This is a genomic window from Candidatus Pelagibacter sp. Uisw_137, assembly GCF_047720245.1.
Lineage (GTDB): Bacteria > Pseudomonadota > Alphaproteobacteria > Pelagibacterales > Pelagibacteraceae > Pelagibacter.
Genome location: NZ_CP159811.1, coordinates 486459 through 499670 on the forward strand (window position 1 = coordinate 486459; position 13212 = coordinate 499670).

A 13212-nucleotide genomic window follows, 5' to 3' on the forward strand; every position below is an offset into this window, starting at 1 on the left:
GTTTGCAGCAATAATCATAAAATATTTTTAGTCTGGTCACAATCTGGGCACAGTGGTAGTGTTTTGAAGATGAAAAAACTTTTAGGGATCGTGGTTCTGGGTTTGTTTTTAAGTAGTAATGCCTATTCAGAAATGGCCACATGTTTTGCTGGTGAGTGTGAATTTTTTATTGGTATTTGGTATGAATATGCCGAAACTAATTGTACGCAATCTTTAATGATGGAAGAAGTTGATCAAGGTCCTTTAGGATTTACAATAGTTGAAACAGATGAATACTGTATGGTTTTTAATGAAAGATAAAAAATGAAAAAATTTTTAGGGATCGTGGTTCTGGGTTTGTTGTTTCGTACGAAGTTTTTACTGCGAAGCATCAATTAAATTAATGAATAAAATTTTATAGATATAGAGGATTTTTTCAGGTATTAAAAAGAAATTAATGATTTATAATAATTCTGATAGCCTTGATTTTTTGTTAACAAAATTAATAGATAAAAAAAATTTTTATCAAGAACCTTTTCCACACCTGATAATAGAAGATGCTCTGCCAAAAAATTTTTATAAAGTTTTAAGTGATAATTTTCCAAAACCTCCTCACAAACTTGAATTGTATGATAATACAATTTGTTATACTAGTGATAAAAATATTTATGATAATAAAAATACACATGAGTATTGGACACAGATTTTAAAATATTTGGCTTCTCCAGAGTACTCTTCTAAGTTATTAGAAATATTTAAAGAACAATTAATAAAAAGATATCCAAAAAAATTTAAAATAAATGAATTAACAAATAAATTATCTATCAAAGATAATGAAGAAAAAATCGATAGTAAGCTTACAGGAATTAGTTCAACAATGTTTTATTCTCCAGTAGAAAAAACAAGTATTCCAAAGAAAGTTAATGGTAAAAAGTTAGAAATTCACTGTGATTCAGCTACTAAATTATTTACCAGTATATTGTACTTTAGAGACATGAATGACAAATCATTAGGTGGGGAACTACTCTTACATGCATGGAAATTTAGACTACCATTTGAAATTAAAAAAATAATTTTGACTAGAGGCATACATTTTATAAATTCAATTATTAGAAATTTTCAATTTTTATTTATAAAAAAAAAAAAATCTTTAAAATATAAAGCTAATTGTTTAGTAATTTTTTTTGGAAATGAAGATGCATTACATTCAGTAGATGTAAGAGAAAAAGGTTCTCCAGTTAGAAGATCTATTCACTCAGGTATTCATTATAATGAAGATTTGTGGGATTCGGTATCTTTTATTGATAGAAAAGTCGGTTATTTAAAAAACAGATATGAAAAATTAAGAAAGTATTTAAACCCTACAAAAATCTTTTAATTTAGGCGCTAAAGTAATCGTGTATTACCATCTGTTAACCGTGGAAGTGATGGTGCCCCCGCACGGAGTCGAACCGCGGACCTATTGATTACAAATCAATTGCTCTACCAGCTGAGCTACAAGGGCATTTTGTTTCTTGTCAAGTTTTTACTGCGAAACATCAATTAAATCAATGCATAAAAAACAATATAGTTGTTCGTTGCTTTTTAGCAGCTCACTTGAATTGTGATGGAAAGTTACTGAATGTGACTGATCTGTTAGCATGGAGTCGGTATGGTAATCCTGCATCTCATGGGATTTCAAAAACATATTTTCACCCATTAAAAAGAATAAAAAAAAATGGATTTGTTAAATATGTATTGTATTATTAAACATTGAAACGTGAACATATAATAAGATTTTTCTATGCTTAAAATTTTAATTCTAGATATATACCCAAGTGATAATTGGAGACTTGTTAAAGATACAGCTGGAGGCTATGGAACTGGAAATAACTTTGGTACAAATTACCTAGGAAAAATAATGAATTTTTTTGTTGGCAAAACAATCTCAATGCCACCAATGTCTGCTTTGTATATTTATTCTATCTTAAAACAAAAAAAAATACTCGTTAAATATACAAAAAAAATTGAGCAAATTAAGAATATAAGTGATTATGATTTCGTTGTTATGCCAAGTTCAATCATTGCGCATGAAACTGAGGTGAGTGCATTAAAAAAATTAACAAATCTAGGTGTTAAAGTTTTTATTATTGGAATATTTGCAAATGTAAAAAAAGAGGCATATCAAATGAAAAATTCTTTTGTAATTCCTGGTGAACCTGAAACTTTTTTTTTAGAAAATGATCTTGATAATTTGAATAAATTTTTTAATAATGAAGGCCGGTCTTATTTTGGTAAACCATTTGTTGCTAATTTAGATGATTTACCTTTTCCTAGTTGGGATGAATATATAAAAGATTATTCTTTAAAAAATAATTTTTTAAGTTTTAATAACAAAGATGCAATACCAATAGTCGCAACAAGAGGTTGTCCGTATTCATGTTTTCATTACTGCACTTATCCACTTCAGCAAGGACGAAGTGTAAGATTTAGAAGTGTAAATAATGTGGTAAATGAAATTAAACATTGGGTCAAATTATTGAGTGCAAAAAAATTCGTGTTTAGAGATCCTGTATTTTCAATTAATAGAAAATATACCGTAGCGCTTTGTGAGGAAATTATAAAACAAGGACTAAAAATTGAATTTTTAATTGAAACTCATTTAAATAACTTAGACGATGAGTTAATAAATCTATTGTTTAGAGCAGGACTTAGATTAATTTATATTGGTGTGGAGTTTGCTGATAATGGGGTCTTAAAAGACAACAAGCGTTTTACGATAGAAAAAGATTCTCAGTATCAAATTATAAAAAAATTAGAAAAGAAAGGTATCATGGTTAAGTCAATGTTTATGTTGGCAAATCCAGAAGATAATGAACAAACGACTATGGATACAATAAAGTATTCAAATTTATTGCCTAATCAACTTGTACAATTTAGTGTTTTCACTCCTTATCCTGGTACTCCTGCATTTAAACAATTTGAGAATGATATAGTAGTCAATAAAATGGAAGAATTTAATCAATATAATTTAGTTTACAAGCATAAAATATTTAACGAACAATTGTTGAATAAATATAAACAAATAGCTTATAAAAACTTCTATTTTGATATTAAAAAACTATACATAGTTTTCAAAACATTTGTAAGTATTTTTAGAAAGTGAAATCAAATAAAAAGAATTGCATTATTACACGAAAAAGATAAACAAAAAATGCAGAAGATGCAGATTATTGGATTACTAATTATTATTTAGATAAAACGATTTACGATGAAAATTTTTTTCTTAAGTATTCTTTGGTAAACTCTATTATAGTAGATGGTGTAGTTATAAATTCAGTATTAAAAAAATAAAATAATGTTAATTTTTTCAAAATATAAAAAAAAAAAGTTATAGGTGCTTATTATAGGTTAAAGGATTTTAATAAAGAAAGAATAGATATTTGTCCTGATGGCGAGTTTTTACAAGTAGGTTTAATTGACTTAAAAAATAGAGCATTTTTAACCCCTCACAAGCATTTAAGACAAATAAGAAAAATATCTTTAACTCAAGAAGCTTGGGTTGTTATTAAAGGATTACTGGAAGTTAAAGTCTATGATATAAATGATAAAATCTTAAAAAAACTCAAAATTGGGACTGGAGATGTTTTTTTGCTATTTAGAGGTGGTCATTCATTCAAAAAATTAAAAAAAAATACTATAATTTATGAAATTAAAAATGGCCCTTACTATGGTAATAAAAAAGACCAAAAAAATATTTGATTATGAAGTCTAAAAAACTTATAGCAGGATCAAAAAAAAATAGGCTAATTTTGGATTTAGGAATTCATCCCTTTGCAGATACATTCATTGAAAAAAAAAGATTAAAAAGAAAAGAACCTACTTATCCACTAAAAGTTTTTATGTGCAAACAGTCTGGAATTATTCAAGTTGGAAATATAACAAGACCTGAAGATAGATATAATTTATATGATTATTCATATACATCAGGAAATTCCGAATATTCTAGAGGACATTGGGAAAATTTTTGTAAAGATGTGATTAAAAATACAAAAATAAATAAATGTAAAGTTTACGAAATTGGATCAAATGATGGTTTTTTATTATCAAATTTTAAAAAATTTGGTCACAGTGTAATGGGTATAGATGCTTCTAAATTTATGGTCAATATTGCAAATAAAAAAAAAATTACCACAGTTCAAGAAATTTTTACAAATAAAAGCAGTAAGTTGATATTAAAAAAATATGGAAAGGGAGATGTAATAATCGCTAACAATGTTTTAAATCATTCAAATGATCCAAATAATTTTATCAAAGGCGTATTTAATTTATTGGATAAAAATGGCACATTTATTTTTGAGCTTCCTTATTGGCTTAATACTGTCAAGAGTGGAAAATTTGATCAAATATATCATGAACACGTTACATATTTTACCATATTTATGGCTTTTAATATTTTAAAAAAGAATAATTTTCAGATTACAAAAATAGAACAAAATGAATATCACGGTGGCTCAATAAGAGTTTATTCAAAAAAAAGTTCAAAACCAAAAATAAATGTTAAAATTAAAAATTATATTAATAATGAAAAAAAAAGTGGAATTTTTAATAATAAAATTTATGATAAAATATCAAAGTTTATTGTTCAAAAAAGAAATAAGACTATTAAACAGATACAACACTATAAATCCAAAGGCTATATAATAGCTGGTATTGGTGCTGCTGCTAAAGCAAATACTTTAATAAATACTTTTGGACTAAACAATACACATATAGATTTTATTACAGAATCATCAAAGTACAAAATAGGTAAGTATACACCAAAATCAAGAATACCAATTTATAATGACAAAAAACTTAATAAATATAAAAAAATATGTGCAATTTTATTAACTTGGAACTTAAAAAAACATTTAAAGAAAAAACTTTTGACTATTAATAAAGATATAAATTTTATAGAAGTATTTTAATGATTTATAGAAATATAAAAAAAAATCTTCCTAAAAATTTAGAAGCTCACAAAGATGAAAGAGGTGAGATTTTTGATATTTTTTACAAAGTTAATATTGAACATGTAGCAATAATAGACTCAAAACCAAACACTCTTAGAGGAAATCATTACCATAAAGAAACAACACAACATATGTTAATGACTAAGGGATCACTAGAATATTGGTATAAAGAAGTAAACTCTGATGAAGTTAAAATGAAATTATTAAAAGAAGGTGATTTGGTAAGCACTCCGCCATATGAAATTCATGCACTTAAGATACTTGAAGACGGTAACCAATTTTTAGTTTTTAGTCAAGGAATACGAGGAGGAAAAAATTATGAAGATGACACTTACAGAGTAGAATCTATTTTTCCTAAATGAAAAAAATAATTATTTTTGGTTCAAATGGTGGTTTAGGAACTGAACTTAAAAATTTACTTAAAAATAATTCAATTATAGCAATTGATAAAAAAAAGATTGATTTTTCCAATCAAAACAGTAAAAAAAAAATTGATAATTTATTAAGTAAAGTTAGTCCTGATATAATTATAAATTGTGCTGGAGTTTTAGGCTCAAACATAACTGACTATAAAAAAGTTTTTGATGTAAACTTTAGTTCAAATTGGGACATATTGAGATATTATTTATTAAAAAAAAATAAAAAAAAGATAAAAATAATTTTCATTGGATCATCAGGTTTTAATAAGGGAAAAAAAGACTATATGTTGTATGCAGCCTCTAAAAGTGCTCTAGTCAGTCTTTATGTTAGTGCAAGCGAAACTTTAAAAAAAAAAAATATAGATTTAAAGATTTTTCATCCTGGAACTATGGATACAAAAATGATTAAAGATTTAAAATACAAAAAAAAAATTAAAAAAAACTCAACTAAAAATGTAGCAAAAAAAATTACTTACGGTTATAAACTTCAATGAAAAAAAAAGCTTTTATTACAGGCATAGCTGGACAAGATGGTAGTTACTTAGCAGAACATCTCTTAGAAAATAACTATGAGGTTTATGGTATAATCAGAAGAAACTCTATTACAGAACATCAAAGATTAAGACTTAATCATCTTGATAATAAAATAACAATTGAATACGGAGATTTATTAGATATTTCATCTTTAGAAAATAAAATTATTAAAATTAAACCTGATGAAATTTACAATCTTGCAGCACAATCACATGTAAGAGTAAGTTTTGATATACCACATTTCACAGTTATGAATAATGCTATTGGTGCTTTGAATCTATTTGAAACAGTTAAAAATCATTCCAAAAATTCAAAAATATATCAAGCTTCTTCATCTGAAATGTTTGGTAGATGTGTAGATGAGGATGGTTATCAAAGAGAACAAACAAGATTTGAACCAACAAGCCCTTATGGCTGTTCTAAGGTTTTTTGTTTTAACCTTACTAAACATTATAGAATTGCATATAATTTATTTGCAGTGAATGGAATATTATTTAATCATGAGTCACCAAGGAGAGGATCTAATTTTGTGACAAGTAAAGTTGTTAAAACTGCTGTAAGAATAAAAAATAAATTAGATGATAAATTAGTTTTAGGAAATTTAGACTCTTCTAGAGATTGGGGACATTCAAAAGATTACGTAAAGGCAATGAACTTAATGATGAACCATTCTAAACCAGATGATTTTGTTGTAGCAACAGGAGAAACAAGAACAGTTAGAAAGCTTTGTGAATATGTTTTCAAAAAGTTAGACTTAGATATGGATAAATATATATCTCAATCAGAAAAATTTATGAGACCAGAAGAATTGAAATTTTTATGTGGTGATTCTTCAAAGATTAAAAAAGAACTTGGGTGGAAACCAGAATATAGTTTTGAAAGCATGATTGATGAAATGATTGAATTCTGGGAAAAAAATCATGATAAAAATGTTATAGAATACTAGGAAACTAAAAATTAAATCTAATTTAACCTAAGCTAAATGAAAGCAAAAATTATACACATATCTGAGACAGATATTGGTGGTGGATCAGCATTTTATGCATACCGGGTTCATAAATATTTAAATAAAATCCAAACTGTTAAATCGAAAATGTATGTTTTAAAAAAAAATACAAGAGATGAAAATATTAAAATTTTTAAATATAAAATAAATTCAAAATTTTTAAAATATTTATATTTTTTTTTTCTAAAAGAAAATAATAAATATTCATTTTATAATCATGGAAAGTATGTAGTCAAAAATTATTCACAAGTTTCTAAAATTATTTCAGAAAGACCGAATGCAATAATAATTTATAATAATTCGAATATCATCCATCCAAGAATTCTAAGTTATATAAATTCAAAAAAGATTAAAATAATTTTTTATCCAATGGATATGGAAATAATAACAGGTGGATGTCATTATAATTTTAAATGTGAAGGGTTTAAAAAAAATTGTATGTCTTGTCCAGCAATAAACAAAATGTTTAGAAATATTCCAAGGATAAATTTATATGAAAAAAAGAAATATTTACATAATAAAAAAATTACATTTTTGAGTGCTACAAAAAAAATTTATGATGACATTTATAATTCTAGTTTTTTTAATAAAAAAAAACACGAAAACTATATTCTAAATTTAGGATTAAATTTAAATATATACAAGCCGCTAACTAAAATTAAAAAAAAAGATAAAATATCCATAAGTTTTAGGTCAAGTCTAAACCCAAGAAAAGGGAATCAAATATTGATTAAAGCTATAGAGTATGCCTGTTTAAAGGAGCCTAATTTAAATAAAAATGTTGAGTTCAATATTATAGGTAACAGTAGTATATTAGAATTAATAACTAAAAAAAATTTTAAATGTACATTTAAAAACTCAGTCAAAACTGAGAGGGAATTAATAAAATTTTACCAGAGAAGTGATTTTTTTCTCAACCAAAGCATTCAAGACGCAGGACCAGTAATGGTAAATGAGTCTTTGGCTTGTGGATTACCAGTTTTATCTTTTAAGATTGGTATTTCTAAAGATGTGATTATTAATAATTTTAATGGATTTCTTTTAAACGATATATCAGAAAAAAATTTAGGAAATAAGATTATTGAGATTTCAAATATAAAAAAAAATTTATTAGTAAAAATGAAAAATAATGCAAGAAAAACGGCAATTAAAAATTTTGACATAAAGGAAAAAGTTAAAAAAATTTTAGAATTAATAAAATGAAGATAAAAATCTAAAAAAGAGTAAAATTAATAAAATGAAGATAAAAGTTTTAAAAAAGAGTAAAATTAATAATTCTTTAAAAATAGAAATTTGCAAACTAAAAAAAACTTTTTGGAATTACTCATTAAAATCACACATAGAATGGTTTGAAAATAATATTAAAAAAGATGATATACATATTCTACTTTTTAATGAAAAAAAATTAATTGGATATAATTTATTAAGAAAAAGAAATTATTATTTAGTATTTAATAAAAATATAAAAAAAAATTTTTATTATTTTGATACATTAATTATTAAAAAAGAATTTAGAAAAAAAAATTTGTCAAAAAAAATTTTAAATCGAAGTCTTTCGTTATCAAGAAAGAATAATTTACCTTTAATACTAATATGTAAGAAAAAAAATATAAATTTTTATGAAAAATTCACTTTTAAATTATTAAAAAAAAACAATTTTAAGTTTATGGATCACAAGTTTACTTCCTTCTCAATGATATATGCTAAGAAAATTACCAAATATCTTATTTCTAACAAGATTCATTTATATCTAAATTAGTATGCCTAAAGTAGTTTTTAATAATCCATTTTTCTTTAACAATGTAAGAAAAAATATAGATAAAGTTTTAAAAACCAAAATAAAAGAAACAACTGGAGGAAAAGTTTTTTATAAAAAAAGTTGTACTTTTTTAGAAAAAAAACTTAAAGCAAAAAAAGTTGTTATTACAAATAGTTGTACAGCTGCATTGGAAGTAGCTGCTTTGTTAATTAATGTAAAATCTGGTGATGAAATAATAATGCCTAGTTATACATTTGTTTCAACAGCTAATGCTTTTGTTTTGAGGGGTGGAAAACCAGTTTTTGTAGACATAAGAAATGACAATTTAAATATTAATGAAAATTTAATTGAAAAATCTATTACAAAAAAAACAAAGGCAATAATTGCAGTTCATTATGCAGGAGTTCCTTGTGAAATGGATAAGATAATAAAAATTGGTAAGAAATATAATTTATTTATTATTGAAGATGCAGCTCAAGCAATATTTTCAAAATATAAAGATAAATTTTGTGGAACATTAGGAGACATTGGATGTCTTAGTTTTCATGAAACTAAAAATATAACAAGTTGTGAGGGTGGAGCAATCATTTTGAATAAAAAAAAATTTTTCAAGAAGGCCAGTATTATTTGTAACAAAGGAACTGACAGAGAATATTTTAATAAGAGTTTAAGGAAATATTATAGTTGGAGAGGCCTCGGGTCTTCATATATACCAAGTGAGATTACTTGTGCAATTTTATATTCACAATTATTAAATTATAAAAAAATTTTTAATGAAAGAAAAAAAATATGGTATAAATATTATTTAGCTTTAAAAAAAATTAATAGTAAATTGATAGAGAATAAAAAACTATATTCAAAAGACGTAAGTATAAACTATCATATGTACTTTATCATTTGTAAAGATTTTAGAGTACGAACAAAAATTTTAAATGTGCTTAATAAAATAGGTATCATTTCAACTTTTCACTACATACCTTTACACATGTCAAAAATTGGATCTATGTACTTTAAAAAAAAATTAAATGTAACAGAAGAACTAAGTAAAAAAATTATTAGATTACCTCTTTGGATTGGAATGAATCAAAATAAAGTAATAGAAAAATTAAAGAAGATTTTAAATAATTAAGACTTTAATTTTTATTAATAAAAATTATAAATTTTTTTTTTAAAATTCATAATTTTTTTTGCTGTGAATTAAACTCACTACTAATTTGAAATATTTATTGTTATAGAAAAATAATCTGTTCTTCTAGCATTTTGATCAAATTTTCCATATAAAAACATATGCATGAGACTTTAAGAATAAAACAAGAAATGAGGTAGGGTGAATAAGAAAAACTCAATTAAAATATGGAAAAGTAATTATATTGAGCTATTTGGACTTCCAGGAGCTGGAAAGACATTCATACAAAATAAAATTATCAATAGATTAAAAAAAAATAATCTGCAAGTCTTAAACCAAAAAGAGTTAATTATAAAATTTTACTTAAAAAACTTTATAATTAATCCAGTTCATTATATTAAAATTTTTTTAATTTTATTCTTTTATTCAAAATTTATTACGTTTATCAAATCTTTTTTTAAAACTAAAAGAAAAATCATATCTAAAAATAATAAAATATATTTTTTATCACAAGAAAGAAAGTGGCATCATAAAATTATTGACCAATTAAGATTAAATGAAAATTATCATAAAATCTTAGTAATTTTATCGAAAAAGATAATAAAAAAAAATAGTTACAAGTTTTATAAAATAATTTTAAAAGAAATAGATAGCTTAAAAGTTGATATTAGATTTAAACTTCAACTAAAAAAATGGTTCTTAGAAAGTTTAATTTTAATTGAAATACAAAAAAAAGATAAAGATAATTACTGTGTGATAGATGAAGGTGTTCTTCATAGAATTTTTACAATATTTATTTTTAAAAAAAATAAAAAAACCTTTATAAAAAAAATAACTGAATATTTTAAAGTTTATGGTGAATTATATTTAATAAAAACTGATTTAAAAAAAATTTTCAAAAGAAGTGTTAAAAGAGATAAAGCTCAGCAGGGATTTATATATAAAGATAAAAGACAAGTTAAAAAATATTATCAAGATTTAAAGTTATTTCAAAAGTCTATACAAAAAAAAATTATTTATAAAACAATAATAAATTAATAAAAATTTTTAATTTGGCTTAGGTAATAAACAGTTGAACTAGTGATGAATTTTTTTTAAATAACTCAAATGATGAAACACAATAGCTGCACTATTTGAGATATTTAAACTTTCTACATTCTTATTTATGTCAATCTTAACAAAAAAATCTGTGTACTTTCCAGTATGTTCTCTCATACCGAAACCTTCAGATCCAAATAAAAGAACATTCTTTCCTTCCCATTTGATATCTGTAAAGTCTTTTTCTCCTCTTGCATCGAACCCATAAACCCAAAAATTTTTTTCTCTCAAATTTTTAAGTGTAGAATTTATGTTTGATACTTCGAAAATATTAATATGCTCCATACACCCACTTGCAGCTTTATACATAAGCTTACTATCTGATGGGAATTGTCTTTCTTTAACTATTAATCCATCTATATTAAATGAAGAGGCACTTCTAATTAACGATCCAATATTTCTTGGGTCAGTTACTTCATCGATACAAACAAATGTTAATTTGTTTTTTCCTTTTATAAATTCTTTTAAGTCTGGTTGATCGATATGTTCTACTTCTGCAATGTACCCGCCGTGCATAATTTGATCTTTAGAAGTGTACTTATCTAATTCTTTTTTTGATTTAAAATAAACTTTAACGTCTTCAAGAACATTTTTTTTTGGGTTTTTTCTATGAATATTTTTTTTACTTTCTTCCGTTAAAAAAAGTTTTAAAACCTTTCTTTTAGGATTTCTTAAAGCCTCAATAACAGCATGTTGACCAACTATTAAAAAAGATGATTTATTCATAAAATTATCTTTGTTTTATATGTATTTTCCTCCATTTTCACAGTAAATCTCGTGTTGCAATTGCATAATAAAAATATATAAAACGCTTGTTGTTTGAAGCTTTTATTGAGCAAGGGGACACTTCCCCAATAAGGAGGGGTTCCAGAGCGGTCAAATGGGGCGGGCTGTAAACCCGTTGACTTCGGTCTTCGAAAGTTCGAATCTTTCCCCCTCCACCATTCAATAAAGTTTTTTATGACAATGGAGTGTTATTCTTGATGTTGTGCGGGTGTAGTTCAATGGTAGAACGCTAGCCTTCCAAGCTGGATGTAAGAGTTCGATTCTCTTTACCCGCTCCAAGAAAAAAAAATTATTAATAAAACTAAAACTGAGGTAAAAACGTAATGTCAAAAGAAAAGTTTGTAAGAAATAAACCACACTGTAACATCGGTACAATTGGTCATGTCGACCACGGTAAAACAACATTAACAGCTGCAATCACAATTACATTAGCAGCAACTGGTGGAGCAAAAGCGGTTGCTTATGATCAGATTGATAAAGCGCCTGAAGAAAAAGAAAGAGGGATTACAATTTCAACTGCTCACGTTGAATACGAAACTGAAAAGAGACACTATGCACACGTTGATTGCCCTGGTCACGCTGATTATGTAAAAAATATGATTACCGGTGCTGCTCAAATGGATGGAGCTATATTAGTAGTTAATGCTGCTGATGGACCTATGCCTCAAACTAGAGAGCACATTCTTTTAGGAAGACAAGTTGGTATTCCTTCAATTGTTGTTTACTTAAATAAAGTAGACCAAGTTGATGATAAAGATATGATTGAACTTGTAGAAGAAGAAATTAGAGAACTTTTAACTTCTTACAAATATCCTGGTGAAACAACTCCTATTGTTAAAGGTTCTGCATTAGCTGCTGTTGAAGGTAGAGATGAAGAGATTGGAAAAAATTCTATTTTAGAATTAATGAAAGCTGTTGATGAATTTATTCCTCAACCAACTAGAGATGTTGACAAGCCTTTCTTAATGCCGGTTGAGGATGTTTTCTCAATTTCAGGAAGAGGAACTGTTGCAACTGGTAGAATTGAATCTGGTGTTATTAAAACAGGTGAAGAAGTTGAAATCGTAGGTGTTACTGCAACTAAAAAATCAGTTTGTACTGGTGTTGAAATGTTTAGAAAAATTTTAGACTCTGGTGAAGCAGGTGATAACGTAGGTATTCTATTAAGAGGTGTTGAGCGTGATGATATTCAAAGAGGTCAAGTTCTTTGTAAACCTGGTTCAATTACGCCACATACTAAATTTGAAGCTCAGGCCTATGTACTTAAAAAAGATGAGGGTGGAAGACACACTCCTTTCTTTACTAAATACAGACCTCAATTTTACTTTAGAACAACTGACGTAACTGGAGAAGTTACATTACCAGCAGGAACCGAAATGGTTATGCCTGGTGATGATGCTAAATTCACTGTTACATTAATTACTCCAATTGCGATGAGCGAAAAATTAAACTTTGCTATTCGTGAAGGTGGTAGAACAGTTGGAGCTGGAGTAGTAACTAAAATTATAGAGTAA

The 13212-nt window shown here is 25.6% G+C and carries 13 protein-coding genes and 3 tRNA genes; 14 read left to right on the top strand and 2 right to left on the bottom strand.

Annotated features, from left to right (window positions below):
- The first annotated feature begins 69 nt into the window (after positions 1-69).
- Complete coding sequence (locus tag ABXT61_RS02585; protein WP_415315738.1) at positions 70-300, top strand: hypothetical protein; 231 nt, start codon at positions 70-72, stop codon at positions 298-300.
- 136 nt (positions 301-436) lie between these two features.
- The gene (locus ABXT61_RS02590) at positions 437-1357 is read left to right on the top strand and encodes a hypothetical protein (protein WP_415315739.1); all 921 of its coding nucleotides are present in this window, start codon (positions 437-439) and stop codon (positions 1355-1357) included.
- Between the two features lie 50 nt (positions 1358-1407).
- Here the strand turns inward: ABXT61_RS02590 and ABXT61_RS02595 are convergent.
- Positions 1408-1483, bottom strand: a tRNA-Thr gene (locus ABXT61_RS02595).
- Between the two features lie 279 nt (positions 1484-1762).
- Here ABXT61_RS02595 and ABXT61_RS02600 point away from each other — a divergent pair.
- The 9 genes from ABXT61_RS02600 to ABXT61_RS02640 all read left to right on the top strand — a co-directional run bounded on the left by ABXT61_RS02600 (position 1763) and on the right by ABXT61_RS02640 (position 10852).
- Positions 1763-3124: a B12-binding domain-containing radical SAM protein gene (locus ABXT61_RS02600; protein WP_415315740.1), complete on the top strand. Its 1362-nt coding sequence runs from the start codon at positions 1763-1765 to the stop codon at positions 3122-3124.
- A gap of 598 nt (positions 3125-3722) precedes the next feature.
- Positions 3723-4928, top strand: coding sequence for a methyltransferase domain-containing protein (locus ABXT61_RS02605; protein WP_415315741.1), 1206 nt, complete (start codon positions 3723-3725; stop codon positions 4926-4928).
- Positions 4928-5332: a hypothetical protein gene (locus ABXT61_RS02610; RefSeq protein ID WP_415315742.1), complete on the top strand. Its 405-nt coding sequence runs from the start codon at positions 4928-4930 to the stop codon at positions 5330-5332. Before ABXT61_RS02605 ends, ABXT61_RS02610 begins: the two co-directional genes overlap by 1 nt.
- Positions 5329-5883 carry an SDR family NAD(P)-dependent oxidoreductase gene (locus tag ABXT61_RS02615; protein ID WP_415315743.1) on the top strand — a complete coding sequence of 185 codons (555 nt, stop codon included), beginning with the start codon at positions 5329-5331 and terminating at the stop codon, positions 5881-5883. The genes ABXT61_RS02610 and ABXT61_RS02615 overlap by 4 nt, the downstream gene beginning before the upstream one ends.
- Entirely contained in the window at positions 5880-6869 is a 990-nt protein-coding gene (locus ABXT61_RS02620) for a GDP-mannose 4,6-dehydratase (RefSeq protein WP_415315744.1), read from the top strand. The genes ABXT61_RS02615 and ABXT61_RS02620 overlap by 4 nt, the downstream gene beginning before the upstream one ends.
- Positions 6870-6905: 36 nt before the next feature.
- Complete coding sequence (locus ABXT61_RS02625) at positions 6906-8132, top strand: glycosyltransferase (RefSeq protein ID WP_415315745.1); 1227 nt, start codon at positions 6906-6908, stop codon at positions 8130-8132.
- Positions 8133-8166: 34 nt separating this feature from the next.
- On the top strand, positions 8167-8688 hold the full coding sequence (locus ABXT61_RS02630) for a GNAT family N-acetyltransferase (protein WP_415315746.1): 522 nt from the start codon (positions 8167-8169) through the stop codon (positions 8686-8688).
- Position 8689: 1 nt separating this feature from the next.
- A complete protein-coding gene (rffA, locus tag ABXT61_RS02635) occupies positions 8690-9817 on the top strand; it encodes a dTDP-4-amino-4,6-dideoxygalactose transaminase (RefSeq protein ID WP_415315747.1) in 1128 nt (375 codons plus the stop codon).
- A gap of 198 nt (positions 9818-10015) precedes the next feature.
- Positions 10016-10852 carry a hypothetical protein gene (locus tag ABXT61_RS02640; RefSeq protein ID WP_415315748.1) on the top strand — a complete coding sequence of 279 codons (837 nt, stop codon included), beginning with the start codon at positions 10016-10018 and terminating at the stop codon, positions 10850-10852.
- Positions 10853-10891: 39 nt separating this feature from the next.
- On the opposite strand, the gene rlmB is transcribed toward ABXT61_RS02640, so the two are convergent.
- Positions 10892-11638: a 23S rRNA (guanosine(2251)-2'-O)-methyltransferase RlmB gene (rlmB, locus tag ABXT61_RS02645; protein ID WP_415315749.1), complete on the bottom strand. Its 747-nt coding sequence runs from the start codon at positions 11636-11638 to the stop codon at positions 10892-10894.
- Between the two features lie 132 nt (positions 11639-11770).
- Between rlmB and ABXT61_RS02650 the strand changes: the two genes are divergently transcribed.
- From ABXT61_RS02650 to tuf, 3 genes are all read left to right on the top strand, one after another.
- A tRNA-Tyr gene (locus tag ABXT61_RS02650) sits at positions 11771-11856 on the top strand.
- Between the two features lie 46 nt (positions 11857-11902).
- Positions 11903-11976, top strand: a tRNA-Gly gene (locus ABXT61_RS02655).
- A 45-nt stretch (positions 11977-12021) separates the two neighbouring features.
- Positions 12022-13212 carry an elongation factor Tu gene (gene tuf / locus ABXT61_RS02660; RefSeq protein WP_415315750.1) on the top strand — a complete coding sequence of 397 codons (1191 nt, stop codon included), beginning with the start codon at positions 12022-12024 and terminating at the stop codon, positions 13210-13212.